General features: G+C 63.4%; 26 protein-coding genes and 1 tRNA gene. 14 read left to right on the forward strand and 13 right to left on the reverse strand.

Annotated features, from left to right (window positions below):
- Nucleotides 1-26 precede the first annotated feature (26 nt).
- Both GRB80_RS02470 and gloA read left to right on the forward strand, forming a co-directional pair.
- A complete protein-coding gene (locus GRB80_RS02470) occupies nt 27-1,610 on the forward strand; it encodes a GMC family oxidoreductase (protein WP_202597152.1) in 1,584 nt (527 codons plus the stop codon).
- A 58-nt stretch (nt 1,611-1,668) separates the two neighbouring features.
- A complete protein-coding gene (gloA, locus tag GRB80_RS02475; protein WP_161422445.1) occupies nt 1,669-2,202 on the forward strand; it encodes a lactoylglutathione lyase in 534 nt (177 codons plus the stop codon).
- 24 nt (nt 2,203-2,226) lie between these two features.
- Here gloA and GRB80_RS02480 read toward each other — a convergent pair whose 3' ends face one another.
- Complete coding sequence (locus GRB80_RS02480; RefSeq protein ID WP_161422446.1) at nt 2,227-3,135, reverse strand: complex I NDUFA9 subunit family protein; 909 nt, start codon at nt 3,133-3,135, stop codon at nt 2,227-2,229.
- A gap of 131 nt (nt 3,136-3,266) precedes the next feature.
- Between GRB80_RS02480 and GRB80_RS02485 the strand changes: the two genes are divergently transcribed.
- From GRB80_RS02485 to GRB80_RS02520, 8 genes are all read left to right on the forward strand, one after another.
- Nucleotides 3,267-3,608 carry a zinc ribbon domain-containing protein YjdM gene (locus GRB80_RS02485; protein ID WP_161422447.1) on the forward strand — a complete coding sequence of 114 codons (342 nt, stop codon included), beginning with the start codon at nt 3,267-3,269 and terminating at the stop codon, nt 3,606-3,608.
- 198 nt (nt 3,609-3,806) lie between these two features.
- The gene (locus GRB80_RS02490) at nt 3,807-4,271 is read left to right on the forward strand and encodes an SUF system Fe-S cluster assembly regulator (protein WP_132045088.1); all 465 of its coding nucleotides are present in this window, start codon (nt 3,807-3,809) and stop codon (nt 4,269-4,271) included.
- A gap of 70 nt (nt 4,272-4,341) precedes the next feature.
- Nucleotides 4,342-5,784 (forward strand): Fe-S cluster assembly protein SufB, encoded by a 1,443-nt coding sequence (sufB, locus tag GRB80_RS02495; RefSeq protein WP_161422448.1) that lies wholly within the window; start codon nt 4,342-4,344, stop codon nt 5,782-5,784.
- 44 nt (nt 5,785-5,828) lie between these two features.
- Nucleotides 5,829-6,581 carry a Fe-S cluster assembly ATPase SufC gene (sufC, locus tag GRB80_RS02500; protein WP_132045084.1) on the forward strand — a complete coding sequence of 251 codons (753 nt, stop codon included), beginning with the start codon at nt 5,829-5,831 and terminating at the stop codon, nt 6,579-6,581.
- Complete coding sequence (gene sufD / locus GRB80_RS02505; RefSeq protein WP_161422449.1) at nt 6,578-7,927, forward strand: Fe-S cluster assembly protein SufD; 1,350 nt, start codon at nt 6,578-6,580, stop codon at nt 7,925-7,927. The genes sufC and sufD overlap by 4 nt, the downstream gene beginning before the upstream one ends.
- A 46-nt stretch (nt 7,928-7,973) precedes the next feature.
- Nucleotides 7,974-9,230 (forward strand): cysteine desulfurase, encoded by a 1,257-nt coding sequence (locus tag GRB80_RS02510; protein WP_161422450.1) that lies wholly within the window; start codon nt 7,974-7,976, stop codon nt 9,228-9,230.
- Between the two features lie 66 nt (nt 9,231-9,296).
- Nucleotides 9,297-9,869 (forward strand): putative Fe-S cluster assembly protein SufT, encoded by a 573-nt coding sequence (gene sufT, locus GRB80_RS02515; RefSeq protein WP_161422451.1) that lies wholly within the window; start codon nt 9,297-9,299, stop codon nt 9,867-9,869.
- 68 nt (nt 9,870-9,937) lie between these two features.
- Nucleotides 9,938-10,666 (forward strand): SanA/YdcF family protein, encoded by a 729-nt coding sequence (locus tag GRB80_RS02520; protein WP_161422452.1) that lies wholly within the window; start codon nt 9,938-9,940, stop codon nt 10,664-10,666.
- A 9-nt stretch (nt 10,667-10,675) separates the two neighbouring features.
- On the opposite strand, the gene GRB80_RS02525 is transcribed toward GRB80_RS02520, so the two are convergent.
- From GRB80_RS02525 to GRB80_RS02540, 4 genes are all read right to left on the reverse strand, one after another.
- Complete coding sequence (locus tag GRB80_RS02525) at nt 10,676-11,125, reverse strand: hypothetical protein (RefSeq protein WP_132045074.1); 450 nt, start codon at nt 11,123-11,125, stop codon at nt 10,676-10,678.
- 122 nt (nt 11,126-11,247) lie between these two features.
- A complete protein-coding gene (rimK, locus tag GRB80_RS02530) occupies nt 11,248-12,156 on the reverse strand; it encodes a 30S ribosomal protein S6--L-glutamate ligase (protein WP_161422453.1) in 909 nt (302 codons plus the stop codon).
- A 28-nt stretch (nt 12,157-12,184) separates the two neighbouring features.
- Complete coding sequence (locus tag GRB80_RS02535; protein WP_132045163.1) at nt 12,185-12,622, reverse strand: ATP-dependent zinc protease family protein; 438 nt, start codon at nt 12,620-12,622, stop codon at nt 12,185-12,187.
- Between the two features lie 24 nt (nt 12,623-12,646).
- A complete protein-coding gene (locus tag GRB80_RS02540) occupies nt 12,647-13,666 on the reverse strand; it encodes a DUF3549 family protein (protein WP_161422454.1) in 1,020 nt (339 codons plus the stop codon).
- Between the two features lie 301 nt (nt 13,667-13,967).
- On the opposite strand from GRB80_RS02540, the gene GRB80_RS02545 reads away from it, so the two are divergent.
- The gene (locus GRB80_RS02545; protein WP_161422455.1) at nt 13,968-14,300 is read left to right on the forward strand and encodes a YqcC family protein; all 333 of its coding nucleotides are present in this window, start codon (nt 13,968-13,970) and stop codon (nt 14,298-14,300) included.
- 119 nt (nt 14,301-14,419) lie between these two features.
- Here the strand turns inward: GRB80_RS02545 and GRB80_RS02550 are convergent, their stop codons facing one another.
- Nucleotides 14,420-15,046, reverse strand: a complete 627-nt coding sequence (locus tag GRB80_RS02550; protein WP_161422456.1) for an OmpW/AlkL family protein — start codon at nt 15,044-15,046, stop codon at nt 14,420-14,422.
- Nucleotides 15,047-15,259: 213 nt separating this feature from the next.
- Between GRB80_RS02550 and GRB80_RS02555 the strand changes: the two genes are divergently transcribed.
- The gene (locus GRB80_RS02555) at nt 15,260-15,553 is read left to right on the forward strand and encodes a hypothetical protein (RefSeq protein WP_132045506.1); all 294 of its coding nucleotides are present in this window, start codon (nt 15,260-15,262) and stop codon (nt 15,551-15,553) included.
- A gap of 124 nt (nt 15,554-15,677) precedes the next feature.
- Here GRB80_RS02555 and GRB80_RS02560 read toward each other — a convergent pair whose 3' ends face one another.
- The 7 genes from GRB80_RS02560 to GRB80_RS02590 all read right to left on the reverse strand — a co-directional run bounded on the left by GRB80_RS02560 (nt 15,678) and on the right by GRB80_RS02590 (nt 24,462).
- Complete coding sequence (locus tag GRB80_RS02560; RefSeq protein WP_161422457.1) at nt 15,678-16,304, reverse strand: OmpW/AlkL family protein; 627 nt, start codon at nt 16,302-16,304, stop codon at nt 15,678-15,680.
- 237 nt (nt 16,305-16,541) lie between these two features.
- A complete protein-coding gene (gene putA / locus GRB80_RS02565) occupies nt 16,542-20,207 on the reverse strand; it encodes a bifunctional proline dehydrogenase/L-glutamate gamma-semialdehyde dehydrogenase PutA (RefSeq protein WP_161422458.1) in 3,666 nt (1,221 codons plus the stop codon).
- A gap of 76 nt (nt 20,208-20,283) precedes the next feature.
- The gene (putP, locus tag GRB80_RS02570) at nt 20,284-21,774 is read right to left on the reverse strand and encodes a sodium/proline symporter PutP (protein ID WP_132045500.1); all 1,491 of its coding nucleotides are present in this window, start codon (nt 21,772-21,774) and stop codon (nt 20,284-20,286) included.
- A 389-nt stretch (nt 21,775-22,163) separates the two neighbouring features.
- Nucleotides 22,164-22,970, reverse strand: a complete 807-nt coding sequence (locus GRB80_RS02575) for an AraC family transcriptional regulator (RefSeq protein WP_161422459.1) — start codon at nt 22,968-22,970, stop codon at nt 22,164-22,166.
- 58 nt (nt 22,971-23,028) lie between these two features.
- On the reverse strand, nt 23,029-23,403 hold the full coding sequence (locus tag GRB80_RS02580; RefSeq protein WP_132045496.1) for a hypothetical protein: 375 nt from the start codon (nt 23,401-23,403) through the stop codon (nt 23,029-23,031).
- A 57-nt stretch (nt 23,404-23,460) separates the two neighbouring features.
- A tRNA-Gly gene (locus GRB80_RS02585) sits at nt 23,461-23,534 on the reverse strand.
- A 520-nt stretch (nt 23,535-24,054) separates the two neighbouring features.
- Nucleotides 24,055-24,462 carry a CBS domain-containing protein gene (locus GRB80_RS02590; protein WP_132044891.1) on the reverse strand — a complete coding sequence of 136 codons (408 nt, stop codon included), beginning with the start codon at nt 24,460-24,462 and terminating at the stop codon, nt 24,055-24,057.
- Between the two features lie 158 nt (nt 24,463-24,620).
- Between GRB80_RS02590 and GRB80_RS02595 the strand changes: the two genes are divergently transcribed.
- Nucleotides 24,621-25,157, forward strand: a complete 537-nt coding sequence (locus GRB80_RS02595) for a YqaE/Pmp3 family membrane protein (RefSeq protein WP_161422460.1) — start codon at nt 24,621-24,623, stop codon at nt 25,155-25,157.
- Between the two features lie 81 nt (nt 25,158-25,238).
- A complete protein-coding gene (locus GRB80_RS02600) occupies nt 25,239-26,108 on the forward strand; it encodes a carboxylate/amino acid/amine transporter (RefSeq protein ID WP_132044895.1) in 870 nt (289 codons plus the stop codon).
- Nucleotides 26,109-26,168 lie beyond the last annotated feature (60 nt).

Genomic DNA, 26,168 nt, shown 5'->3' on the forward strand with positions numbered 1-26,168 from the left:
ACAATAATGCTTATGGAGATGCCAAGATGGCAATGACTGACAACCAGAAGACCTTCGCTCATGACGATGCCAGTGTTGTCGTGGTAGTAGGTTCGGGTGCTGGCGGTGGTACCCTGGCTAATGAGCTGGCCCAACAGGGCATTGACGTGGTGGTGCTGGAAGCTGGTGCTTTGCATACCACAGCTGACTTCTTGGCCGATGAGTGGGCCTCCTTTGCTCAGCTTGCCTGGCTTGATACGCGCACTACTTCAGGTAGCTGGAGAATCGCGAATGACTTCCCCAACCTGCCAGCGTGGATCGTTAAGGCGGTAGGCGGGACTACCGTACACTGGGCAGGCGCAAGCTTACGCTTTCAGCCTCACGAGTTTGCTGCCCTGTCAACCTATGGAAAGGTGGCGGGCGCCAACCTACTCGATTGGCCCCTTACCTACAATGAATTAGCTCCCTACTACGACCGCGCCGAACGACGAATGGGCGTAACGCGCACCAACGACAACAAGGGACTGCCCGGAAATAATAATTTCAAGGTGATGTACAACGGCGCCAAGATGCTGGGCTACTCATGTAACACTGGGCATATGGCTATCAACAGCGCGCCACGTGCTGGTCGCGCTGCCTGCCAGCAGAGGGGGTTTTGCTTCCAGGGATGCAAAACTGGAGCTAAGTGGTCGACCCTCTACACCGAGTTGCCTGAGGGCATCGCCACTGGTCACCTAGAGCTTCGCCCCGAGTCCCATGTGGCACGAATTGAACATGATGAACGTGGCAGAGTAACGGCGGTGGTCTACTTCAATGCTGAGGGCAATGAGCAGCGTCAGCGGGCACGCCTGGTAGCGGTAGCCGGTAACTCCCTTGAAACGCCTCGCCTTCTGCTTAATTCAGCTAGTGACTTGTTCCCAGAGGGTCTTGCTAATGGCTCGGGCCAGGTGGGGCGCAATTATATGCGCCACATGACTGGGTCGGTTTATGCCACCTTCGAGGAGCCCGTGCACATGTACCGTGGCACAACCATGGCTGGCATCATCTCTGATGAGGCCCATCATGACCCTGAGCGCGGCTTCGTCGGTGGGTACGAGATGGAGACATTGTCTCTGGGATTGCCGTTCATGGCGGCCTTCCTAGATCCCGGTGCTTGGGGGCCGCGCTTTACAGGTGCGCTAGATCAGTACGAGAACATGGCGGGCATGTGGTTGGTGGGCGAAGACCTACCTCAAGAAAGCAACCGAGTGACCCTCAGCCCTGACGTTACCGACCGATACGGGCTGCCCGTTGCAAATGTCCATTATGATGATCATCCCAACGACATTGTCATGCGCGAGCATGGCTACCGGCAGGGCGCAGAGCTCTACCGCTCGGTGGGGGCCAGAGATATCTACGAGGTGCCGCCTTATCCCTCAACACACAACCTGGGAACCTGCCGGATGAGTGAACGCCCCGAAGAGGGGGTCTGCAATTCTTATGGCCAGACCCATGAGGTTCCCAACCTTTTCATCTCCGACGGCAGTCAGTTCACCACCTCCGGTGCAGAGAACCCGACCCTGACGATTGTATCCCTGGCCATCCGACAGGCCGAACATATCGGCCAGCTGATGAGGCAGAAAGCGATCTGATGTAAGTCCATAGCATCTCTACCTTTTCTCTTCTTTGAATTAGTCAAGGAGTTCTGAAATGAGTTTTTCTGGTGAACAGTATCCTGGCGTTCATATACCTCCATCCGAGACCGAAGGCTTTCGCCTTAATCACACCATGTTGAGAATAAAAGACCCTGAGGCGTCTCTAGGGTTTTATACCCGGGTGTTTGGCATGCGAGTGCTGCGCCGGCTCGACTTCGAGGCCATGCAGTTCTCTCTCTACTTTTTGGCACGTCCCGAAGCCGGTGAGTCCGTTCCCGATGATGCGAGTGAGCGCACCGTCTGGACTTTCAACCAGCGTGGCGTACTTGAGCTGACTCACAACTGGGGAACCGAGAGTCAAGAGGGGCGCATCTATCATGACGGCAATGCCGAGCCTCAGGGGTTCGGTCACATCTGCTTCAGTGTGCCGGATCTAGCAGCAGCTGAGACCTGGTTCGATGCCAACGATGTTGAGTTCGTCAAGCGCTCGGATCAAGGCAAGCTGAAAGATGTGATTTTCATCAAGGATGTCGATGGTTATTGGATTGAAGTGGTTCAGGCTGGTCGCCTCGGCTCATTGGGCGACTGACTTTCCTGACTCGTGCCCGGCTCCTCAATCTTTCGCCAGGCAGCGCGGCAGGCTGTCATGCAGCGTGCGCGGCATGATGCCGAGGTCGGCGAAGCTTCCGGCGTCCGGGTCGGCAAGGTTTTCGCGCTGCATCAGCACTACCTGGTCCCGCGTCAGGGGCGGTGAGGGGAGCGGGGAGAGCAGGGTAGCGGCGAGGCGCCAGGCGAAGAAGGGCAGAGGCAGCAGTCGCGGATGGCGTTCGAGCTGAGCCGCCACACGCTCGACCAGCTCCCGGTAGGTCAATACCTCGGGCCCACCGAGCTCGAAGAGCCGCCGCTCGACGGGTCGTGTCGCGGTGAGACGTGCCGCGGCACGGGCCACATCATCTACATGCACCGGTTGCAGGCGGGTCGTCCCGCGACCGAACAGCGGCACCAGCGGCAGGCGTACCAGCCGGGCGAGGTTGGTCAACAGGGCGTCATCGGGGCCGAACAGTACGCCGAGACGCAGCAGGGTCGCCTTGGGCATGGCCTCGAGCACGGCCTGTTCGCCGGCGGCCCGGGCACGCACATAGGCGGAGGGGGAGCGGGCATCGGCGCCGATGCCCGAGATATGCACCAGCCGCGAGATGCCGGCCTCCCGCGCCATCCCTGCCAGGCGGCCGGCGGCCCGTTCATGAATCGCGGTAAAGGTCAGCCCCGCCCGGGGCTGCTCCACGTAGAGACTGACGGCATTGATCGCGGCGGTGCTGCCCTCCAGGGCCGTCGTGACCTGTGCCTCGTCGCGAATGTCGCAGGTCATGGCCTCGATCCGGTCTCCGGGCTCGCGCCATGCGGGCAGGCTCGGGTGGCGTGAGGCGATGCGCACCGGGCGGCCCGCCTCCACCAGCTCGCGCACGATGGCCCGGCCGAGGAAACCGGTGCCACCGAAAACCGTGGTTGGACCCTCCTGCATGCTGCTTCCTTCTACATATTGGATGGGTCAATCCTGCCAGGCCGGACCCTGGTCGTCATGTGTTCGCTGGAGACCCGCAGCGCCGCGGTGTAGGCTTGGCAGCTTTCATCCCACCTTGTCTGGAGCCTGTCATGAGCGAACTTCCCGCCTGTCCTGCCTGTAACTCTCCCTATACCTACGAGGACGGCATCCAGTATGTCTGCCCCGAGTGCGGTCATGAGTGGTCCGCTCAAGCCGGTGACGAGGCACTCGACACTGGCCTCGAGGTGCGTGATGCCAACGGTAACCTGCTGGCCGATGGCGACAGCGTCACGGTGATCAAGGACCTCAAGATCAAGGGCTCCTCCCAGGTGGTAAAGGTGGGTACCAAGGTCAAGAGCATTCGGCTGGTGGAGGGTGACCATGATATCGACTGCAAGGTCGAGGGTGTCGGCCCCATGAAGCTGAAGTCCCAGTTCGTGAAAAAGGCTTGATCACGATGCGGACAGATAGTTTCCGCAAATGATAACGATTGCGTTTATTGATGCTATCGGCGTCGATCATGCCGCGATTCTGCCGGCTGGATAAGGGAATTCGCGGGGCGGGCTTCACATCGAAATCATATGGGACTAAAATGGTCCGCTATTGAGGCACGGCATATCGCTGGGCCGCTCGTCCACAGGAGGCTCGCCATGCTCAAGCTCTCGCGGCTGACCGACTACGCCGCTGTGGTGATGGCCCAGATCGCTCGTCACCCCGAGCACCCCCAGGCCGCTGCCGATCTCGCCGAGGCCGTCCAGCTACCGCACCCCACCGTCAGCAAGACGCTGAAGATGCTGGTCAAGGCGGGGCTGCTCGAGTCTCGCCGCGGTGCCCTGGGAGGGTACTCGCTGGCACGGCCTGCCTCCGAGATCACCACTATCGATATCATCACCGCCATCGAAGGGCCGGTGGCCATGACGGAGTGCAGCCATGACGATGGCGACTGTGAACTGGCCGCCACCTGTGGCGTCGCCGACAACTGGCAGCGCGTATCGTTGGGTGTGCGCACCCTGCTCGGCAGCGTGACCCTGGCACATCTGGCCAGCCCCACGCCGATCAAGTTGCCGGTACAGCTGCCCATCCAGAGCGTGAGCCTGGCCGCCGATACGGCCTGAGCATCCAAGTTTCATCAGATTCAATCGGCGAGCCCGTCTCGCCGGCCCAATGTCCGGGAGGGGAGAGATCATGGCAACTGAAGAAATGGAACAGCTTGTCCGTCGCGAATACAAAGAGGGGTTCGTGACCGACATCGAGAGCGAGACGCTACCGCCGGGCCTTGACGAGGACGTCATCGCCTTTATCTCCAACAAGAAGGGCGAGCCGGAGTGGATGCTCGAGTGGCGTCTCAAGGCGTATCGTGCCTGGTTGAAGATGACGCCGCCCTCCTGGGCTCACCTCGACTTTCCGCCTATCGATTATCAGGCCATCTCCTACTTCAGTGCGCCCAAGCGCCCCGAGGATCGCCCCCAGAGCCTAGACGAGGTGGATCCCAAGCTGCTCGAGACCTACGAGAAGCTGGGTATTCCGCTGCATGAGCGTGCCGCCCTGGCTGGGGTGGCGGTGGACGCCGTCTTCGACTCGGTCTCCGTGACCACCACCTTCAAGGAGAAGCTCGGCGAAGCCGGGGTGATCTTCTGCTCCATCTCCGAGGCAGTGCAGAAGTATCCGGAGCTGGTCAAGCAGTATCTCGGCACCGTGGTGCCCCAGACCGACAACTACTTCGCGGCGCTCAACTCGGCGGTATTTACCGACGGCTCCTTCGTGTTCGTGCCCAAGGGCGTGACCTGCCCCATGGAGCTCTCCACCTACTTCCGCATCAACGCCGAGAATACCGGGCAGTTCGAGCGCACCCTGATCATCTGTGAGGAGGGCGCCCAGGTCTCCTATCTGGAGGGCTGCACCGCGCCGATGCGCGACGAGAACCAGCTGCACGCGGCAGTGGTCGAGCTGGTGGCGCTGGACGATGCCTACATCAAGTACTCCACCGTGCAGAACTGGTATCCCGGCGACGAGGATGGCAAGGGCGGTATCTACAACTTCGTCACCAAGCGCGGTGACTGTCGTGGCGACCGCTCGCGCATCAGCTGGACCCAGGTCGAGACCGGCTCCGCCATCACCTGGAAGTATCCCTCCTGCGTGCTGCGCGGCAAGGACAGCATCGGTGAGTTCTACTCAGTGGCGGTGACCGGTGGCCGCCAGCAGGCCGACACCGGCACCAAGATGATCCATATCGGCGAGGGGTCGCGCTCCAGCATCATCTCCAAGGGGATCTCGTCCGGGCGCAGCAACCAGGCCTATCGCGGCCTGGTGAAGATCGGCCCCCGCGCCAAGGGTGCGCGCAATTTTACCGAGTGTGACTCGCTGCTGATCGGTGATCAGTGTGGCGCCCACACCTTCCCCTATCAGGAGATCGGCAACAGCACCGCGACCGTGGAGCATGAGGCCACCACCTCCAAGATCGGCGATGACCAGCTCTTCTACTGCCAGAGCCGCGGCATCTCCGAGGAGGACGCCGTGAGCATGATCGTCAACGGCTTCTGCAAGGACGTCTTCCAGGAGCTGCCCATGGAGTTTGCCGTCGAGGCCGAAGCGCTGCTCAGGGTCACCCTCGAAGGCTCCGTCGGCTGATCACACCGTTGCCAATCGCTTAATCGAATCAAAAGGTATTCACGATGCTCGAAGTCAAGGATCTACACGTTTCCGTCGAGGGTAATGAAATCCTCAAGGGCCTGTCGCTGTCCATCAATGCCGGCGAGGTGCACGCCATCATGGGGCCCAACGGCTCCGGTAAGTCGACCCTCTCGGCGGTCATCGCCGGCAGGGAAGAGTATGAGGTGACCAGCGGCAGCATCACCTATGACGGCCAGGACGTGCTGGAGATGTCCGTCGAGGAGCGTGCCTGTGCGGGCCTGTTGCTGGGCTTCCAGTACCCGGTGGAGATTCCGGGGGTCAAGAACATCTATCTGCTCAAGGCCGCGCTCAATGCCAAGCGCGAGGCTCAGGGGCTAGGCGAGATTCCGGCTCCCGAGTTCATGAAGCTGATCAAGGAGAAGGCGGCGCTCATGCAGATGGATGCCAGCTTCCTGCAGCGCTCCGTCAACGAAGGCTTCTCCGGCGGCGAGAAGAAGCGCAACGAGATCCTGCAGATGCTGGTGCTGGAGCCGCGCCTGGCGATGCTCGACGAGATCGACTCGGGTCTCGACATCGATGCCATGAAGGTCGTCTCCGATGGCGTCAACTCGCTGCGCTCCGAGGAGCGGGCCATCCTGTTGGTGACCCACTATCAGCGCCTGCTCGACTATATCGTGCCCGACCGGGTTCACGTGCTCGTCGACGGCCGCATCGCCATGAGCGGCGACGCGGACCTGGCTCGCGAGCTCGAATCCCGTGGCTATGACTGGGTGCTGGAGGAGTCCGTCGCATGAGTGAAGATACACAGCGTTTTCTCGACCGTCTGGCCGAGGCTCGTGCCGACCGCGCTGGCGAGCCGACCTGGATTGCCGCGCGTCGGCAGGCCGGCGCGGCCCGCTTCGAGGCGATGGGCTTTCCCACTCGCCGCGACGAGGCGTGGAAGTATACCGATGTTCGTGCCATCGCCCGGGGCGACTTCGCCCTGGCCGCCGATGCCGACTTCTCACCCGCCAGCGCGGCGACGTTGACCCTGCCCATCGATGCCTATCGATTGACCTTCGTCGACGGCATCTTCTCGGCATCGCTGTCGCAGCTCGATGGCCTGCCGGAGGGCGTCTCCCTGCAGCCCCTGTCGGTGGCACTGGCCGAGAACCATGAGGCGGTAGGCGGACCGCTGGGGCGCCTCACCGGGGTCGAGTTCTCGCCCTTTTCGGCGCTGAACACCGCCTTTATGGAGGAGGGCGCCGTGCTGCGCCTGGCGCCGGGCACCGTGGTCGAGAAGCCGATCATCCTGCAGTTCCTCTCCCGTAACGGCGAGGCGCCTGTGATGAGCCACCCCCGCGTTCTGGTGCAGGCCGGCGGGCGCAGTGAGGCGACCCTGGTCGAGCATCATGTGGGCGAGGAGGGCGCCGCCAACTTCACCAACCTGGTGGCGGAAGTGATCCTCGAGCGTAACGCCATGCTCACCCACTACAAGCTTCAGGAGGCGTCGCTCGCCGATCTGCATGTGGCGTCGATTCATGTCGAACAGGCCCGTGACAGCCGCTATACCTCGTTCAACCTGAATCTGGGGGGCGCCCTGGTGCGCACCGACCTGATCAGCGAGCTGAATGGCGAGAACGCGACCAGCGACTTCTACGGCCTGTTCTATGGCGAGGGTCGCCAGCATGTCGACAGCCACACCCTGGCCAACCACAATGCGCCGCGCACCTTCTCCAACGAGAACTACAAGGGCATCCTCGACGATCGCTCGCATGGCGTGTTCAACGGCAAGGTGGTGGTCAAGCCTGACAGTCAGAAGATCGAAGGCTTCCAGAGCAACGCCAACCTGCTGCTCTCCGATCGCGCCGAGATCGATGCCAAGCCCGAACTCGAGATCTACGCCGATGACGTAAAGTGCACCCACGGCTGCACCACGGGACAGCTCGACGAGGAGGCGATCTATGCCCTGCGCGCTCGCGGAATCGATCGCCAGACGGCTCGAGGTCTGCTGACCCTGGCCTTCGCGGGTGAGGTGCTCGAGGCGGTGCGCCTGGATGCCATCGCCGAGCGTGTGGAGCTCGCCGTCGCCGGCAAGCTGCCCGAGCGCTTCAACCTGGCCGGGCTGGTGGAAACCGCCGTGGCCCTGGGTGATGAGTAAGGGCCATGAGTGAGAGCGACCGCGATATCCTGAGGAGGAGCCTGCCATGACCGATCTGGCTACCCGCGCCCCCGCGACGTCGAGCCTCGACGTCGCGGCGATTCGCGCCGACTTTCCGATTCTCACGCGCCAGGTGCATGGCAGGCCGCTGGTCTATCTCGACAATGCGGCGACCAGCCAGACCCCACGGCAGGTGATCGACACGTTCGCTGCCTACTACGGTGGCTACAACGCCAACATTCACCGCGGGCTGCACACCCTGGCGGATGAGGCCACCGCTGCCTTCGAGGGTACCCGGGAGACGGTGCGCGGCTTCCTGAATGCCGCCGATAGCCGCGAGATCATCTTCACCCGTGGTACCACCGAGGCGATCAACCTGGTGGCCAACAGCTGGGGGCGTGCCAACCTCCAGGCCGGTGACGAGGTGCTTATCTCGCGCCTCGAGCACCACTCCAATATCGTGCCCTGGCAGCTGCTGGCCGCCGAGATCGGCTTTACCATCAAGGTGATCCCGGTAGACGCCCATGGCACACTGGATCTCGATGCCTATCGCGAGCTGTTCAGCGAGCGAACCCGGCTGGTCGCGGTCAACCATGTCTCCAATGCCTTCGGAACCGTCAACCCGGTCAAGGAAATGGCGACCATTGCCCATGCCCATGGTGCGCGGATCCTGGTCGATGGTGCCCAGGCCACGCCCCATCAGGCGGTAGACGTGCGCGATCTCGATGCCGACTTCTACGCCTTCTCCGGTCACAAGGTCTATGGCCCCACCGGGGTCGGTGTGCTCTATGGCAAGACCGAGCTGCTCGAGGCGATGCCGCCCTGGCAGGGAGGGGGGGAGATGATCGCCACCGTCTCCTTCGAGGCCGAGACCACCTTCGCCGAGATTCCCCACAAGTTCGAGGCCGGCACGCCGGCCATTGCCGAGGTGATCGCCCTTGGCGAGGCACTGAAGTGGGTGAGTGGAGTCGGGGTCGAGGCGATCGGTGCCTGGGAGGGGCGGCTGCTGGCCCATGCCACCGAGCGGGTCCTGCGCATCGACGGCCTGCGTATACTGGGCACCTCACCGGAGAAGGCCGGAGTGCTCTCCTTCGTGGTCGATGGTGCCCACGCCCAGGATATCGGCCTGCTGATCGACCAGCTCGGGGTGGCGATTCGAACCGGCCACCACTGTGCCCAACCGCTGCTCGCCCACTTCGGTGTCGATGCGACCTGCCGGGCGTCGTTTGCCGCCTACAACACCCTGGACGAGATCGACATCTTTGCCGATGCCCTGGAGCGCGTGATCGGCATGGTCAGGTAAGCCATGGGTCCAAGCCATGGGCAGGTGAGCAATGGTCGGACAAGGAACCGCTAGAAAAGGAACGCCATGAGCGACATCGAGCAGATTGCGAGCCTTCACAAGGGGCAGGAGCTGCCCCTTCAGCGTGATGTGGAGGTGATCGCCATTCCCTTCGGCAACAGCGTGACGCTTGCCGAGGATAGCGTGGTCAGCGTGATGCAGGCCAAGGGCAGTACGCTCAGCGTGGGCTACGAGGGGCGCCTCTACCTGATCGAGGGCGCCAATCTCGACGCCGTGGGGCTCGAGGCCATGCCGCGACCGACCCTGCATGAGGATGCCACGGATGAGGAGCTCGAGCAGTTTGTGTGGGACCAGCTACGCACCTGCTTCGACCCCGAGATTCCGGTCAATATCGTCGATTTGGGCCTGGTCTATGGCTGTCGGATCGAGCGCTTGATCAGTGGCGAGCGTATCGTCACCATTCGCATGACGTTGACTGCCCCCGGCTGCGGCATGGGGGATGTGATCGCTGCCGATGCACGCAACAAGATCCTTGGCGCCCCTCAGGTCAGCAAGGTGCATACGGAGATCGTCTTCGACCCGCCCTGGAGCCGTGAGATGATGAGCGACGAGGCCAAGCTCGAGCTCGGCATGTTCTAGCGGCTCGCGCCGTTGACCCCGCGATGATCGACCAGCGGGGGAGAGCGCTGAGGGAACAGGAGGTGCCGATGAAGCGGATGGCATGGCGGATCCTTCGGGCCGTCCTGATGGCGCTGGGCACGCTGATGTTGATGGCGGGGTTGCTTATGCTGGCTGCCAACCTTTGGGTGCTGGGGCAGACTCGCGAACGCATCGACTATCATCTGTCCCAGTGTCATGCCGAACAGGTTGGTATCGTCTTCGGTACTTCCCACTGGACCCGCAGTGGAACTCGCAATCCCTACTTCGAGGGGCGTATGAGCGCCTCGGCTCGCTTGCTGCGCCTGGGGCGTGTCGACCATCTGCTGCTCTCCGGTGACAACCGCACCCTCTCCTACAATGAACCCATTACCATGTGGCGTGACCTGCGCGGTCGTGAGGTGCCCGAAACGGCCATGACGCTGGATTACGCAGGCTTAAGCACCTTCGATACGCTGGCTCGCGCGAAGGCGGTATTTGGCGTGGAGCGTGCGCTGCTGATCACGCAAGAGTGGCATCTACCACGGGCGCTGTTTATTGCCGAGGCGCTGGGGATCGAGGCCCAGGGCTGTGCGGTGAAGGAGCGGAAGGTAAAGGGGCAGTGGCGGCTGGCGGCACGGGAGTGGGTAGCGCGACTGGCTACCCTGGGGGATCTCTATCTATGGGACCGTGAGCCCTACTTCCTGGGACCCCGAGAGCCGCTGGTCATCACCCCGCAGCGACGCACTACTGACCAGGAGGGCTGGGCGGCCGATACACCATCGGGCGAAAAGCGCTGAGAAGATGCCTCAGCGCCGCTTGTCACGGGTCTTCTGCAGGGCATAGAGCTCGCGAATCAGTGCCCGGCAGCCCTTCCAGCACTCTTCTGCCTTCGACTCGACCTCATCTGGCAGGGGGTGGGTCATCAGATTGGAGAGCGACTGCATCAGCACTCGCTCCTGTTCCAGGAGCTCTCCGATCACCACCTGACGCTCGTTGCCGACGAAGCTCTTCAGCCGGCTCCACAACCACATGTAGTCGTCGCGTTCGACATCGGCATCACGCGGCAGCATGTTGAGATGCTCCCGGGCGAGTGATTGCAGCTCGCGCATTGAACGGCTGCGTGTCTCATAGTGAGGCTTGAGAGCATCACGCAGCGTTGGCCGCAGGCGCTCCAGATTGTCCTGAAAATAGTCGATGCTGTCAGCCAGCGCTTCCAGCACGCTGTCCATCGCCACCTGGCGATTGTCGAGAAACATGAGCGGTCACCCCCTTTGGTGACGCAGATTGTGGCGGGGAAAACAGTGTTTTGCTACCCCCAGACTGGAATAAGTATGGAAATCGCAATGCCCATTGAGCCTGGCTTGTGCGCAACTGGCAATTACCCCTTGGGTTTAGGTGGCGCCTTGCGTGCCGGGGCCGCATTCTTCTCAAGGTGCTCGATGATCAGGCCGGCGATATCCTTGCCGGTGGCACTCTCGATGCCCTGCAGGCCGGGCGAGGAGTTGACCTCCATGATGACTGGACCATGATTGCTGCGTAGCAGGTCGACACCGGCCACTCGCAGGCCCATGGCCTTGGCGGCACGGATCGCCGTGGAGCGCTCCTCAGGGGTGATCCGGATGACACTGGCGGTACCGCCGCGGTGCAGGTTGGATCGGAACTCACCCTCAGCGGCCTGACGTTTCATGGCGGCCACGACCTTGTCGCCGATCACCAGGCAGCGAATATCGGCACCCTTGGCTTCCTTGATGTACTCCTGAACCATGATGTTGGCCTTCATGCCCATGAAGGCCTGGATCACGCTCTCCGCCGCCTGGTTGGTCTCGGCCAGCACTACGCCGATCCCCTGGGTGCCCTCGAGCAGCTTGATGACCAGCGGAGCATTCTTGACCATGGTGATCAGGTCGGGAATATCATCGGGGGAGTGCGCAAAACCGGTGATCGGCAGGCCAAGCCCCTTGCGCGAGAGTAGCTGCAGCGAGCGCAGCTTGTCTCGCGAGCGAGTGATCGCGACGCTGTCGTTGAGCACATAGGTGCCCATCATCTCGAACTGGCGCAGCACCGCACAGCCGTAGAAGGTTACCGAGGCGCCGATCCTCGGGATCACGGCATCGAAGGACTCCAGCTCTCCGCCCTTGTAGTGGATCGATGGCTGGTGAGCCGCGATGCTCATGTAGCAGCGCAGGGTGTCGACCACTCGCGCGGTGTGGCCGCGCTGCTCGGCGGCCTCCACCAGGCGTCGAGTGGAGTAGAGATTACGGTTGCGTGACAGCAGTGCAAAATGCATCGAGTCGCTCCGGAGGGGGAAAGCGAATTCAGGGGTCGCCGAGCAGAAAGGAGGCGCCGGGAGCTACTAACAGGCGGCGCAGAGCGCGCCGGCCCAACAGCATGGGGTGACGCATGTCGCGTCGATCGGTCAAGGTGAACTCCACCGGGTACTCCAGGGTGCCGAGCCGCATGGGCGTGCGGACCACATAGCGCCACTCCTGTTGACCGTTGGAGCTGCGTACCTTGCGGCGGTCGTGGAGCGGCATGCGGAAGACGTGGGGTGGCGAGTCGGGGCCACTGCCGGGGATGGTAAAACTGACCCACGGCTCTCCCTCCTCTTCGAAGGTCGTGATGTCCTCCGCGTGCAGCGCCGAGGTACGCGCCCCGGTATCCGCCTTGGCGCACAATACCAGCTGCATGTCGGTCAGCTCGACCATCTCCCGGCGGCCAATGATTGCCTTGGGGGTATAGGGCAGTTCTTTCATCGTTGTCATGGGTCGTCTTCGCCTTCAGCGCGTCAGGGCCACGAGCCGCTTGCCGATGGACGAGTCGGCGGGCGCCTCGCGCAAGATCATCAACACCGGCAGCCGCAGCCTGGGGATCAGGGCCAGGTCGCGGGCCACTCTCATGAAGTCCGCCTGCTCGCAGCTTGCCAGGCGCTCAAGGTAGCACGGCAGCCGCTGACCATCCTCGAGAAGCGGCCAGCCGCGCGCGGCGATGGCCGCCAGCAGATCGGGGCCACAGGCGTGGACATCGGCCAGCAGGCTGTCGAACCAGTCACCGGCGGCCTCGCTGGTCGACGCCGCCCGTACACAGGCACACAGGGTCTCGACATCGCCGGCCTCGGCAGCCGCCTCGCCCCGGACGCGCAGCGCCTGGGCCAGCCGGTCATCGATGGCGACATGCTCGAGACAGTAGCACAGTGAGGTGAGCATCGCGGTGGGCAGGTCGGGCAGCCGCCGGACGAGCTGGCGACTCTCCTCATCTCCCATACGTACCGCAAAGTCGGCCAGGCCCTGGAGGCCGAGCGCCTGCCAGTCGAGCGTCTGCTGACCACTGAGATAGGCCTCTACCGGCTCCAGGTGCGAGCTGGCCGCTCGTCCCAGATCGTGGCTGGCGAGGGCATGCAGCATGGTCTGGAAGGGGAGCGATGGCGTAAAGGCCAGCGGATTGTCCTTCATCAGGTTATCCACCGCCTGGCCATCCTCGCGCCCGACATTGGCCACGTTCCGGCCCAGGGTCTCGAGTAACCGCTGCACGAAGGCATCGCGGGATGCAGGGTCGAGCCGGCCCTGTTCATCGAGGGGCAGTGCCAGGAACCAGATCAGCGGGTCGGGCATGTCGCCAAGACGGAAGACCAGGCCCAGCCGGGCCTGGCCCTGCCAGGGAGCCGGCCAGGGCGCCGTGCCGGCCTCCAGGGCTTCCAGGGTCGCCATCTCGCAGGGCTCCACGCGCCGGCCCAGGTGGTAGAGCCGTACCTCGGCCCCGCTGCGCACGAAGAAGTCGTGAAGGGTGTGGATGGGTTGCATGGCATCTCCGCTTGTCTGAGCGTGCACTCTACCGTGGCATCACCAGGCTGTCAGCAGGTTCGGCGAGGATGTGCCAGGGATGGTCAAAGTTTGATCGCCGTTCGCTGTCTCCCATGGCATCAGGGCTAGCGAACTCTTTCCAGCGGTTATCCACAGGGCCGTTCACGGAAACTGTGAATGAGCCATGAGCATGGGATAATTACCCGGAGCGGAGCGCGATATCGTGATCCTTTAGGTGGCGGGTGGTCACGGGTCGCCGGGGGCGGGATAATGACGCCACACTCGACTGGGAGCTTCCCCGATGACGGTTCACGACGAACTCGACAAGTCCCTGCGCTGGCTCGAGGCCACCATGAAGGCCGCCAACCTGTGGAAGATGGAGACGCCCGCGCCCTCGGCATTCGATAGCGAGGAGCCCTTCTGCGTCGATACCATGGCGCTTCCCCAGTGGTTGCGTTTCGTGTTTATCGCCCGGCTGGACGCCCTGGTGGAGCGTCGCGCTCCACTGCCGGCGCGCTGTGATGTGGCCCCGGCCCTGGCGGCCTATTTTGCCCAGCAGGGAGGGCGTGCCAGCGACCGCCTGCTGCTCTGCCAGGTGGTGGAGGAGATCGACCGCCTGATCACCGAAAACTGATTCGGTAGCGAGTTGCCTGGTCGCCAGGCCCTGTTACAACAGCACAACAGGACAACAGCACGCCGAACACAACAGGGCCCGCCACTGGCGGGCCCTGTTGTGTTCGGCGTGAGGTGGAATCAGAAGCGGTAGCTGACGGCCCCCATCACCACCCAAGGGTCGATGTTAACGGTGCCGATATCGGCACCATCAAGCTTGGCATCGGTATCGATGTCGAGGTACCAGGCTGCGCCATTAAGCGCCCAGTGATCGTCGATCAACAGGTCGATCCCCAATTGGCCGGCGGCCCCCCAGGAGTCGTCCAGCTCCAGGTCACCTAGATCGCTCTTCTCGTTGGAGAAGCGGGTGTAGTTGACGCCCACGCCGATATAGGGCTGTACATAGGCGTCGGTGCCGCCCAGCGGATAGTACTGCAGGGTCAGAGACGGCGGAAGGTGCTTGGTGGAAGCCAGGTTCGCCCCGTTCAGCTCGATGTCGTGTTTGAAGGGCAGAGCCGCCAGCAGCTCCACGCCCATCTTGTCGGTAAAGCGATAACCCAGGGTAAAGGCAAAATCGGTCTCGTCTTGGACGTCCGCCTTAACGGCACCATTGACTAGGTTTCCGTTATCGCTCTTGGGCGCGACCTTGGCCACGCCGAGACGGGTGAAGACGTCACCGGCGCCGTAGGCGAGGGCCTGGCTGCTGACGGTAACGGCGACGACGGTGATGCTCGCCGCAATCAGGATTGAGAGGGGGCTCTTGCGCATGCTTCGGCTCCTGGTGGCTGGCTCTCTGCGACGGGGTGCCGCATCGGATTTCATGCTTATGTTAACGAGCCGTTAGGCGCCGCACGTTGATCCAGCGCAAGGTTTTTTTATCCGAGGTGGCAGAGTGTCGCAGCGCGCCCGGAACGTCTTCAGGGTCGCCAGAACGGGGGGAATCGTCTTCACTGAAGTCAGTGGATAGAGACGGGGGTGCCCATGGAGCGTAAGGAGTCGCGATACGGTCTGGAGATGGCGCTGCTGGCCCTGCTTCTGGCGGCGGGGCTGGCGGTGTGGCTGCTGCTGCGCCCCGAACTGATCACTGGTCTGCCGCTTGCGGTGCGCCTGCCGTTGATACTGCTGGGCATCTGGGCGCTGGGTGCGGCCTTCCTGCGCCCCTATGGGGTGTTGCCCAGTCACGGCTGGCAGCATCGAATGCTGACGCCCCCCTGGAGCCTGCTGGCTCTGGGGCTGTTTGCCTTGCTGCTGATGGGGCTGGCCCTCTCGGGATAGTGGCGCCTGGTAAGTGGAAGGACCAACAATCCGAACCGGGCGGATCATGGAGTGCCTGATCGCCAGGTGCTTATGCAGCAGGGCCCGCCAGTGGCGGGCCCTGTTGTGTCTGGGGTGGGGATGGTCAGAAGTGGTAGCTGATGCCACCCATGACCAGTATCGGGTCGAGCTCGACCTTGCCGATGTCATTCCCATCCAGGCTGGCGTCGGAATCGATATCCATATACCAGACTGCGCCGCTAAGGGCCCAGCGGTCGTCGATCAGCAGATCCACCCCCAGCTGGCCGGCTGCCCCCCATGAGTCATCCAGTTCAAGCTTTGCGCTGGAACCGTCGAGCTTCTCGTCGGAGAAGGTCGTGTAGTTGACGCCTACGCCGACATAGGGCTGGACATAGGCGTCGGTGCCCCCCAGCGGATAGTACTGTACGGCTAGGGTCGGCGGGAGATGGTCTGTTGAACCGGTAGCGGCACCACCGGCAAGTGTGAAGTCATGGTCGAAGGAATCTGAGGCCAGCAGCTCGACGCCCAGCTTGTCGGTAAAGCGGTAGCCCAGGGAAAAGGCGAAGGCGCTATCGTCCTTGACATCAACATCGAGTGTCCCGTTGGCCAGCGAACCGTTATCACTCTTGGGCGAAAACTTGGCCACGCCGAGGCGGGCGAAGAAGTCGCCGGCACCGTAGGCGAAGACCTGGGTGCTGGCGGTGACGGCAACGCTCGTCGCGATCAGGATGGTGAGAGTTCTCTTGTGCATGGTTTTGGCTCCTGCAAGCGTTGGCGCGGTAGGACACCGCCACCGAGCATTCATTTTAGATGCATGCCGCAGGTTTTGCGTTGTTTTAACGTTGGGGCTGGAGCGCAGGGCGAAAATCGGCCGATGGCACACCTGCAGAAACGATGCAGGCCGCCCGAGGGCGGCCTGCTGGTGGGAAGGGGCAGACCAGGGCCTGCATGCTGTGGATGGGCTGAGAGGGGTTTCCTCTCCCGCATTCTACTCGGCCGTGGCCAGCAGGCTGGCGTTGCCGCCGGCTGCGGTGGTGTCGATGCAGAGGTGGCGTTCCACTGCGTAGCGCTCCGGCGCGATGGTCTGGGTCTCCAGCGGCACGATGGGCCCGTCGCGCTCGGCGAGTGCCCGGCGTAGCTCTCGGGTCCAGTCGCTGCTGCCGGCGGCGGCCACCGCCACGAAGCCCTCGATCGCGCTCAGCGTATCGGCCGAGACGCGGCCGTCGAGCCCGGCGACCGGCGCTCCGGCCCGCTCGAGGGGCTGTACGGCTTCGGCCGCGCCCGGTGCGACGATCAGCGCCGGGCAGCCGGCACCGAGTGCCTGCACCGCCTGGGCGACGGCGATATCCAGCGTCGGGCCGAGACAGAGCACCGGCCCCTTGGGGTACATCGCGAGCCGGTTGCTCTCTCCGGTCGGTCCCGGTAGCGACTGCGGCGTCATGTCCAGAGACGCCGTTTCGGCCAGCGCCTTGCGGATCACGCCGCGTTGTCCGGAGAGCGCCCGGCGCAGCACCTCGACCCGGTCGGGCCGCGCCGCCCAGTTGCGCGGGTCGAGGCCGTCGAGGCCCGACTGCAGATCGCCGAGCGACACGGCGTCGCCCCGCGGCGCTTCGTGACGCTCGACCTCGGCGGTGCGGCGAAAGCGAGTGACGTAGAGCGGCCCGCCGGCCTTGGGTCCGGTACCCGAGAGCCCCTCGCCGCCGAAGGGTTGGGAGCCGACGATGGCGCCGATCTGGTTGCGGTTGACGTAGACGTTGCCGACATGGATCCGCTCGACGATCTGCTGTACGCGATCGTCGATGCGGGTGTGCAGGCCGAAGGTCAGTCCATACCCCTTGGCGTTGATCGCATCGACCACCTCGTCGATCTCCCGCGCCTTGAAGGTGGCCACATGCAGCACCGGCCCGAAGATCTCGCGCTCGAGATCACTGATGCCGTCGACCTCGACCACCGCCGGGGTGACGAAGGTGCCCTCCGCCGGTGCGGGCAGCGTCTTCAGCAGCCGGCCGGCCTTGCGCTGGGCTTCCACGTAGGCGGTGATATCGGCCTGGGCCTCGGCGTCGATCACCGGCGAGACGTCGGTGTCGGTGTTCCAGGGGTCGCCGATCACCAGCGCGTCCATGGCACCGTCGAGCATGGTCAAGAGTCGTTCGCGTGCCTCCTCCTGGACGTAGAGCATGCGCAGCGCAGAGCAGCGCTGGCCGGCCGACTGGAAGGAGGAGATCAGGATGTCGCGCACCGCCTGCTCGGTGAGCGCGCTGGAGTCCACGATCATGGCGTTGAGTCCACCGGTCTCGGCGATCAGCACCGCATCGGGCCCGGCGTTCTGAGCGAGCGCCTTGTGGATGATCTGCGCCACCTCGGTGGAGCCGGTGAAGCAGACGCCGGCGATGCGCGGATCGCTGGTCAAGGGGCCACCCACCGTCGGCCCATCGCCGGGCAGCAGCTGCAGCGCCGCCTCAGGCAGCCCGGCCTCGCGCATCAGCTCGACGGCCCGGGCGGCGATCAGTGGCGTCTGCTCGGCGGGCTTGGCGAGTACGGCGTTGCCGGCCCCCAGCGCGGCCGCGATCTGGCCGGTGAAGATCGCCAGCGGGAAGTTCCACGGACTGATGCAGACGAAGAGGCCGCGGGCGCTGCCGGGCTCCTCGGCCTCGAGGCGCTCGCTCTCGTTGGCGTAGTAGCGCAGGAAGTCCACCGCCTCGCGCACCTCGGCGATGCCGTCGAAGAGCATCTTGCCGGCCTCGCGGGTGCAGATCACGGTCAGCTCGGCGATGTGCTCCTCGTAGAGATCGGCGGTCCGGCGCAGCACCTCGGCGCGCTCCGCCGCCGGCCGCGCCGACCACTCGTGGTAGCCACCCTCGGCAGCGTCCAGCGCGGCGGCCACCTCCTCCCTGGTCGCCTCGTGGACCTGGCCGACCACCCGGGAGGTGTCGGCGGGGGAGAGCGTGTCACGCGCCTTGCCCTGGGGCGCTGGGCCGCCGGCAAGCATCGGCCCGGCCGTCCAGGTGGTATCGGCGAAGGCCTCGCGGGCCTCGATCAGCGGCAGGATCGAGGCCGGCTCGTTGATCCGGTAACCCCGGGAATTCTTGCGCTCTGGAGCGAACAGCTCGCCGGGTTGGCGGATCGACGGGCTGGCGATGGCATCGTCCAGGCGCTCGAGTTCGGCGACCGGGTCCTTGGCGACCTCGCTCGGCGGGATGGTGTCATCCACCACCTGATTGACGAACGAGGAGTTCGCCCCGTTCTCCAGCAGGCGGCGCACCAGGTAGGCCAGCAGGTCGCGGTGCGCGCCGACCGGGGCATAGATACGGCAGTGGGTGCCCTCCGACTGCTTGACGATATGGTGCAGCGACTCGCCCATGCCGTGCAGGCGCTGGAACTCGTAGCTCTCCTTGTCGCTGCCCGCCATGGCGATGATTGCCGCGCAGGTATGGGCGTTGTGGGTCGCGAACTGCGGGTAGATGCGATCGCGCCGGTCGAGCAGCATCTGCGCGCAGGCCATGTAGCTGACGTCGGTATTGACCTTGCGGGTAAAGACAGGGAAGGTCTCGACGCCCATCTCCTGGGCCAGCTTGATCTCGGTGTCCCAGTAAGCCCCCTTCACCAGCCGCACCATGATCTTGCGATCAAAGCGCTCGGCCATCTCGTGAAGGGCCTCAATCACTGGTGCGGCGCGGCGCCCATAGGCCTGCACCACCACCCCGAAGCCGTCCCAGCCATCGAGTTCCGGGTCGGAGAGCAGCGCCTCGATCACGTCCAGCGACAGATCCAGGCGGTCCTGCTCCTCGGCATCGATGTTGAAGCCGATGTTGGCCTTGGCCGCCTGCTTCACCAGCTCCTGTGCCCGGGGCACCAGGACCCTCATCACGGTATCGCGGTGCGTATACTCGTAGCGAGGATGTAGCGCCGACAGCTTCACCGAGATACCGGGGCTTGAGCGCACGTCGCCCTTGGCCTGTTTGGCGATCGCCTCGATCGCCGTGGCGTAGGCCTGGTGATAGCGCAGTGCGTCGGCGTCGGTGCGCGCCGCCTCGCCCAGCATGTCGTAGGAGTAGGTGTAGCCCTGCTTCTCGAGCTCCCGGGCATTCTTCATGCCCTCCTCGATGGTCTGGCCGAGCACGAACTGACGGCCGAGAATCTTCATCGACTGGCTAACTGCGGTGCGCACCACCGGTTCGCCCATGCGGCGCACCAGGCCCCGCAGCGCACGTACCGGACCCTTGGGATCCTCCTCGAGTACCTTGCCGGTCAACATCAGCGCCCAGGTCGAGGCGTTGACCATCGACGAGGAGGACTTGCCCAGGTGCGCGCCCCAGTCAGAGGGCTCGATCTTGTCGTGGATCAGGTCGTCGATGGTCTCCGCATCGGGCACGCGCAGCAGCGCTTCGGCCAGGCACATCAGGCCGACGCCCTCGGCGGTGGAGAGCCCGTATTCGGCCAGGAACGACTCCATCATGCTCGGCGAGGTTTCCTTGCGCACCCGCGCCACGTAGTTGGCGCCGGCCTCAGCCACGCGCTGGCGCTCCTCTTCGGAAAGGCGCAGCTGCTCCACCAGTCCTTTCAGCACGCTGGCTTCATCGATCGAATAGTGCTCGCGGATGCGCGCGCGGAGGACGTTCTCGACCCCCTGGGGACCCGGGGTGGCGTGATTCATGGTTGATTTCTCCTGCTAATGGCCCCGGTCACGGGGCCACGTGGTGTTGCTGGGTTCGGCGCCCTCGGGCACCGAATTACCGCTCGATATGCTGATACTCGCCGGCATCGGCGGTGGCGAGGCTCACCGCCATGATGGCCACCCAGGCGGCGATGAAGCCGGGGATGATCTCGTAGACACCGGGCCCGCCCATGAAGGAGCCGTTCCAGCCCAGCGAGATCCAGATCATGACGGTGAGGGCGCCTACCACCATGCCGGCGATGGCACCGGCGCCGTTGGTGCGCCGCCACATCAACGAGAGGATGATCAGCGGGCCGAAGGCCGAGCCGAAGCCAGCCCAGGCGTTGCTGACCAGTCCTAGTACCTGGGAGTCGGGGTTGGAGGCGATGATCACGGCGACGATGCCCACCAGCACCACGCAGAGGCGACCGATCGCCACCGTCTCCTTGTCAGATGCCTGCTTGCGTAGGAAGAGCCGGTAGAAGTCCTCGGTCAGTGATGAGGAGGAGACCAGGAGCTGGCTGGAGATGGTACTCATGATCGCCGCGAGAAGCGCGGCATAGAGGAAGCCGGTGATCAGCGGATGAAACAGCAGATCGGCGAGGATGATGAAGATGGTCTCCGGGTCCTCGACGTTCATCCCGTTGCGCACGGCGTAGGCCCGGCCGAAGATGCCCAGCGACACGGCCCCAATCAGGGAGATGGCCATCCAGGACATGCCGATGTTGCGCGCTATCGGAACCTCCTTGAGGCTGCGAATGGCCATGAAGCGCACGATGATGTGCGGCTGACCGAAATAGCCCAGCCCCCAGGTGACCGCCGATAGCCAGCCGATGACTGTCAGCCCCTCGGTCCAGGTCAGCAGGGTGGGGTCTACCTCGTTGAGCGTCTGCGAGGCCTGGGAGTAGCCGCCGCCGCCCTCGCCGAAGAGCACCACCGCCGGCATGATCACCAGTGCCAGCATCATGATGCAGCCCTGCACAAAATCGGTCAGGCTAACGGCCAGAAAGCCGCCGATGACGGTGTAGACCAGCACGATACCAAGAGTGATGACGACTCCCGCTGCATAGTCGCTCAAGCCGCCAAAGTTGAAAATGCCGGCGAAGGCGCTCTCGAACAGCTTGCCGCCCGCCACCAGGCCGGAGGCGGTGTAGACGGCGAAGAAGATGACGATGACGACCGCTGATACGGTGCGCAGTGACAGTGCTCGAGTCGGAAAGCGGTTAGCCAGGAACTCGGGGATGGTGATCGCGTTGCCGTAGTGGACGGTTTGCTCACGCAGACGCGGGGCGACCAGAGTCCAGTTGAAGAAGGCGCCCACTAGCAGGCCGATGCCGATCCAGGCCGAGCCGAGCCCCGACACGAACAGCGCCCCGGGCAGCCCCAGTAGCAGCCAGCCGCTCATGTCCGAGGCACCGGCGGATAGCGCGGCCACCTTGGGACTCAGGCCGCGTCCGCCCAGCATATAATCTTCGGATGACGAGGTGGCCTTCTGCATCGCATAAACGCCGATGGCGATCATGAGTACGAAGTAGCCCATCAGGCTGATCCATACACCAGTTTCCATGAAAACTCTCCAGTTCGTCAGGGCGGAGCCAGGCTCCGAGTCGTTGATGCCGCTGCCCAGGGGGGGGGGACAGCCGGGCATCGCTTTCTTGGTTTTGTTGTTTCGATAGCGTCTTGGTTTTTTGGCTTCGATGGCGTCACGCCGGGCCTCGTCAAGCGTTACAGTGATTCGCTGTTCGCATGATCTCCTCCGGCGAGTGTGGTACTCGGCACGACAACTTGCGGCGTTGTGCCGGTGCGGTTGCGATGAGAGTGAGACTGTCGCAGCCTGGCCTCACCCTAACTGTAGGTGCCCAGCGTCGAGGATGCTTGTGGATTCCGCGGGAGTTATTGCAAAAAGCGCGTGCGTTATCCGACGATGGCTTCAGGTCGTTAGACTTTCGTCTGAGATCAGGTTAGGGAGGTGCATCGCAAGGCATCGTCGTTACGCCGTGAGGAACTGGCGAAGCGCCGTCGCAGGCGGCTTGGCGGCTGTCCATAGGCTTGGCGGCAGGCGTGGGAGAGCGCGCTCTGGTTACTGAAACCGGTCAAGGCGGCGATCTCCGCCAGCGGCAGGCGGCTGTCGTCGAGTAACCGGCGAGCGGCCTCGAGGCGACGGCGTCGCACATATTGCCAGGGCGTGAGCCCAGTCTGCTGGCGAAAGCAGTGTCGGAAGTGAGCCTCGCTGAGGCATGCCACCCGAGCCAGGTCGGCCACACTGAAGCGGCTGGCCAGATGAGCCTCGATGAAGCGATCCAGACGCACCATATCGAGCCTGGAAGGGGAGGCTTTCGCCTTACAGGCCAGGCGGGCGTGTAGGCAGCCCAGCAGCGTTGCAGCGAGTCGGTCACCCTGTTGTGGATCCGGTGTCGAGTAATTGAGCTCCTCCAGTAGAAATCCCATGTAACGCTTGAGCGGGTCATCCAGGGTAAAGAAGCGTGGTGCGTCGAAGAGGCGTGCAAGGTCTTGCTGAGGACCGGTAAGGGCGGCGGATCTTGTCGATAGATCGAGAATGAGTTGGCGGTTGTCGCCGGTGCCTGCGTAGTAGTGCACATGATTGGCCGGCACGATGCAGCCGGAAAGCGCCGAGATAACACCGCCAAGCCCTTCGATCTCGAATTCCGCGCGGCCGTGCAGTCCGATTACTACCTGATGGTAATCGTGGGCATGGTGGCGAGTGGCGGTGTCGAGGGGAATCTGGCGGATCACGCTGGACATGGCGGGCTCCCTTCGAGCGGCGGGCGAGATACCATCCTACCCCGTGCGGCAGAATGTCTCATTTCACGCTGCGTTGACGCTCGCGCAGTGCCTGGCGGCGCGCCAGGTGGGCGCGCAGTGCTGCGAGCTCGTCATGTCCCTGTTCATCCAGCAACGACTTGCCCCTCGCGGCGCGGCCGTGGTTGCCATGCGCGTCCATCAGGCGCTGGGCCCGACGGCGCACACCATCCAGGTAGTCATCATGGCGGATTGGATACCCCATGATGGCATTCCACTCGCTCTCGTCGACGCGGCCCTCCAGTGCCTGGTCGAAGAGGATCAACAGTCGTTCGGGGTCGGTACGAAAACGTGGTGTGCCGGAGAGCAGCAGCAGGCCAACCATGCCGCCGAAGATCAGCAGACAGACGACAAAGACCAGCAGATAGAGGGCCATGGCAAGCTCAGGCGTGACATCAGTAGAGGTGCGCAGGTCACGGAGGGAAGGAAAACCTGGAGCGGGTGAAGGGAATCGAACCCTCGTCTTAAGCTTGGGAAGCTTCTGCTCTACCATTGAGCTACACCCGCGAGTCGTTTTCGATAGTAAAACCAACGCCTTGCCTATTGCAAGTCGTCTTGTGGGTTTCCTGGTCCTGCGTCGATAACCCGTTGTTTTGCGGCATTTGCCGGGAGCTTCGAGACCGTTGCTGGACCTGATCTGCCGGCCTGATGATGCGTGGGCTTCACTATCAGTTTGTTCGATATATTGCTGGAACGGCGTCAAGCAGCTGTTTTCATTGACGCTCTGTTCGAAAATAAATGAAAAAATTTTGGCTTGTCGCGAACTTTCTCGCCAGTGGCTGTCTGACTCTGTACAGCCAGTCGCGATGGCAGTCGCTAACACTGTTGCTCCGCTGGCAGTTTCGATCGCATCTTGGCCGTTCCTTCGGGAGCGGCCTCTTTTTTCTGGGTCAATGCTGGTCGCTCCCGATGGCAAGAGGTCGGCTTGAGGGGGCAGGCCTGCTGGCACCAACATGTTTGCCCCACCGGTCGACGGGGCAAGAAAGGGGGGCCAGTTGAATGCTACTTATCAATCAGCGGTCAGCGGTCAGCGGTGACGCATGCGCAGGATGGCGTCGAGTACGTCGCGGCGGGTCACGATGCCTACCAGCCGATTCTGCTCGACGACCGGATAGACCTTGGGCTTGTTGCCGAGCATCTCCTGGGCCAAGTCGGTGATGCTCTTGGTGGGTGACACCGAGAGGACCTCATGGCGCATCAGGTCGCTGACCAGCGGCGGCTCGTCGTTGAGATAGGCGCTCTCCAACACCTTGCCCATCACATCCTGCTCCGAGATGAAGCCGATAAGCTGGTCGTTTCCATCGACCACCGGTGCGCCGGGCAGGCGGTGCAGGGCAAGCCCCTGGGCCAGCGTGGCGACCGAGGTCTTGTTGGTGACCCGGTAGCAGTCGCGGGACATGATCTCACGTACGATGGTGGGAGCCTTGTTGGCCATGAGGGTCTCCTTGTGCCGGTTTGCCTTTAGCATAGCCGACCGTGACGGTTCTCCGTCGTGTCCGGGCGAGCCACCTTCAACGCTTGTGGTCCCGGGGAACCCGGGATGCCGTCACTCCCTCAAACCTATCACCATCTTATGTTCCCTGGAGGTTATCCATGGATGCACGCGAATACCTCGCCCGTAAGGGGCTGGATGGCGAGCGCGACCGCGAGCGCCCCAACACACTGGAAGAGAAGGCTTGGGCGCGTGCCCGGGAGTCTGGCGATCACCGTCCCCGGGCTGGTACGCCCCACGACTGGGAGGAGTGGGAGCGCTATCATGGCGAGCTGGCCGAGGGGGCCGATTCCATCGACCAGAAGATCGACCATGAGGCTCATCGTCAAGCTCTGTCCCATGAACAACCCCAGGCCAATGAACAGGATGCTTCGGCGAAGGACGCCAGCGTGGGTACCTTTATACCGCCAGCGCAAGAGGGGGGCGCCGTCGGTCACTCCTCGGCGTCACCGGACGCGGTTTTCGAGGCACCGCCTCGTGTACGCCTGGCACTGCGCATGCTGGCGATCCTGTTGCCTCCACTGGCCCTGGGGCTTGCCGGGCTGGGGGCACGCCCCGTGCTGATCGCCCTGGCGTTAACCCTGCTTGGATGGGTGCCGGGAGTGGTATATGCCTGGTGGCGCCTCTCCAGCGTCTGACACTTCGTTCCCATGAGGCTTGGCAGTCTGCATACCGCGCGTGTAAGCTTGGTAAACTTTTTTTTTGGAAGAGGTTTACCAATGGGGTATCTGATTGGCGTTACCGTGCTCTGGGCGTTCTCCTTCTCGCTGATCGGCGTCTATCTCGCTGGTCAGGTGGATAGCTACTTTGCGGTGTTGATGAGGGTTGCACTGGCGGCGCTGGTCTTCCTGCCGTTTCTGCGCCCACGACTGCTGAAGGGGCGCCAGCGCTGGGTGCTGATGGGGCTGGGGGCGGTTCAGCTCGGAGTGATGTACCTGTTCTTCTACCAGTCGTTCCTGCTCCTTTCGGTGCCGGAGGTGTTGCTGTTCACCATCTTCACGCCGATCTATATTACCCTGCTCGACGATGCACTCTTTGGGCGTTTTACCCCCTTCTATCTGATTACCGCGACGCTGGCCGTGCTGGGGGCTGCGGTGATCCGTTACGACGGCGTTGACGGGGGCTTCTGGATGGGCTTTCTGGTCGTGCAGGGCGCCAACCTCTGCTTCGCCCTTGGTCAGGTGGGCTATCGACGGCTGTCGGCCGAGCTGCCCGAGTCGTTGCCGCGCTACAGCGTCTTCGCCTGGTTCTACCTCGGGGCCCTGGTCGTGGCGGTGCCGGCCTTCGCCCTGCTCGGCAATGCCGCCGCGCTTCCCTCTACCGACGTTCAGTGGGGCGTGTTGCTGTGGCTGGGGCTGATCGCCTCCGGCCTGGGCTACTTCCTGTGGAACCTCGGCGCAGTGCGGGTCGATGCCGGGGCCCTGGCGATCATGAACAATGCGCTGATTCCGGCGGGGCTGGTGGTCAACCTGGCGATCTGGAATCGGGATGCCGACCTCGTTCGTCTCGGGTTGGGAGGGGGCATCATCCTGGCGGCACTGTTGCTCAACGAGTGGTGGGTGCGTCGGCGATCTGCCTCGCTGGCCTGAGGTCGTGTTTGCTCGTGAGCAGAGCGCTCGCCATAATGAGCCGCTGAGCTGCGAGAGGCC

Source organism: Halomonas icarae (assembly GCF_009901955.1).
Taxonomy (GTDB): Bacteria; Pseudomonadota; Gammaproteobacteria; order Pseudomonadales; family Halomonadaceae; genus Halomonas; species Halomonas icarae.

What these genes read in the sequence shown, in the direction of transcription:
- GRB80_RS02555 (WP_132045506.1), top strand. Translation starts at nt 15,260, where the DNA reads ATGGAGCGTAAGGAGTCGCGATACGGTCTGGAGATGGCGCTGCTGGCC.
- GRB80_RS02580 (WP_132045496.1), bottom strand. Translation starts at nt 23,403, where the DNA reads ATGGCCCTCTATCTGCTGGTCTTTGTCGTCTGTCTGCTGATCTTCGGC.
- GRB80_RS02545 (WP_161422455.1), top strand. Translation starts at nt 13,968, where the DNA reads ATGACGGTTCACGACGAACTCGACAAGTCCCTGCGCTGGCTCGAGGCC.
- GRB80_RS02510 (WP_161422450.1), top strand. Translation starts at nt 7,974, where the DNA reads ATGACCGATCTGGCTACCCGCGCCCCCGCGACGTCGAGCCTCGACGTC.
- GRB80_RS02560 (WP_161422457.1), bottom strand. Translation starts at nt 16,304, where the DNA reads ATGCACAAGAGAACTCTCACCATCCTGATCGCGACGAGCGTTGCCGTC.
- GRB80_RS02590 (WP_132044891.1), bottom strand. Translation starts at nt 24,462, where the DNA reads ATGGCCAACAAGGCTCCCACCATCGTACGTGAGATCATGTCCCGCGAC.
- GRB80_RS02525 (WP_132045074.1), bottom strand. Translation starts at nt 11,125, where the DNA reads ATGTTTCTCGACAATCGCCAGGTGGCGATGGACAGCGTGCTGGAAGCG.
- GRB80_RS02480 (WP_161422446.1), bottom strand. Translation starts at nt 3,135, where the DNA reads ATGCAGGAGGGTCCAACCACGGTTTTCGGTGGCACCGGTTTCCTCGGC.
- putP (WP_132045500.1), bottom strand. Translation starts at nt 21,774, where the DNA reads ATGGAAACTGGTGTATGGATCAGCCTGATGGGCTACTTCGTACTCATG.
- sufB (WP_161422448.1), top strand. Translation starts at nt 4,342, where the DNA reads ATGGCAACTGAAGAAATGGAACAGCTTGTCCGTCGCGAATACAAAGAG.
- GRB80_RS02490 (WP_132045088.1), top strand. Translation starts at nt 3,807, where the DNA reads ATGCTCAAGCTCTCGCGGCTGACCGACTACGCCGCTGTGGTGATGGCC.
- sufD (WP_161422449.1), top strand. Translation starts at nt 6,578, where the DNA reads ATGAGTGAAGATACACAGCGTTTTCTCGACCGTCTGGCCGAGGCTCGT.
- GRB80_RS02470 (WP_202597152.1), top strand. Translation starts at nt 27, where the DNA reads ATGGCAATGACTGACAACCAGAAGACCTTCGCTCATGACGATGCCAGT.
- GRB80_RS02550 (WP_161422456.1), bottom strand. Translation starts at nt 15,046, where the DNA reads ATGCGCAAGAGCCCCCTCTCAATCCTGATTGCGGCGAGCATCACCGTC.
- sufC (WP_132045084.1), top strand. Translation starts at nt 5,829, where the DNA reads ATGCTCGAAGTCAAGGATCTACACGTTTCCGTCGAGGGTAATGAAATC.
- GRB80_RS02595 (WP_161422460.1), top strand. Translation starts at nt 24,621, where the DNA reads ATGGATGCACGCGAATACCTCGCCCGTAAGGGGCTGGATGGCGAGCGC.
- rimK (WP_161422453.1), bottom strand. Translation starts at nt 12,156, where the DNA reads ATGCATTTTGCACTGCTGTCACGCAACCGTAATCTCTACTCCACTCGA.
- GRB80_RS02575 (WP_161422459.1), bottom strand. Translation starts at nt 22,970, where the DNA reads ATGTCCAGCGTGATCCGCCAGATTCCCCTCGACACCGCCACTCGCCAC.
- GRB80_RS02535 (WP_132045163.1), bottom strand. Translation starts at nt 12,622, where the DNA reads ATGAAAGAACTGCCCTATACCCCCAAGGCAATCATTGGCCGCCGGGAG.
- GRB80_RS02485 (WP_161422447.1), top strand. Translation starts at nt 3,267, where the DNA reads ATGAGCGAACTTCCCGCCTGTCCTGCCTGTAACTCTCCCTATACCTAC.
- GRB80_RS02540 (WP_161422454.1), bottom strand. Translation starts at nt 13,666, where the DNA reads ATGCAACCCATCCACACCCTTCACGACTTCTTCGTGCGCAGCGGGGCC.
- gloA (WP_161422445.1), top strand. Translation starts at nt 1,669, where the DNA reads ATGAGTTTTTCTGGTGAACAGTATCCTGGCGTTCATATACCTCCATCC.
- sufT (WP_161422451.1), top strand. Translation starts at nt 9,297, where the DNA reads ATGAGCGACATCGAGCAGATTGCGAGCCTTCACAAGGGGCAGGAGCTG.
- GRB80_RS02600 (WP_132044895.1), top strand. Translation starts at nt 25,239, where the DNA reads ATGGGGTATCTGATTGGCGTTACCGTGCTCTGGGCGTTCTCCTTCTCG.
- GRB80_RS02520 (WP_161422452.1), top strand. Translation starts at nt 9,938, where the DNA reads ATGAAGCGGATGGCATGGCGGATCCTTCGGGCCGTCCTGATGGCGCTG.
- putA (WP_161422458.1), bottom strand. Translation starts at nt 20,207, where the DNA reads ATGAATCACGCCACCCCGGGTCCCCAGGGGGTCGAGAACGTCCTCCGC.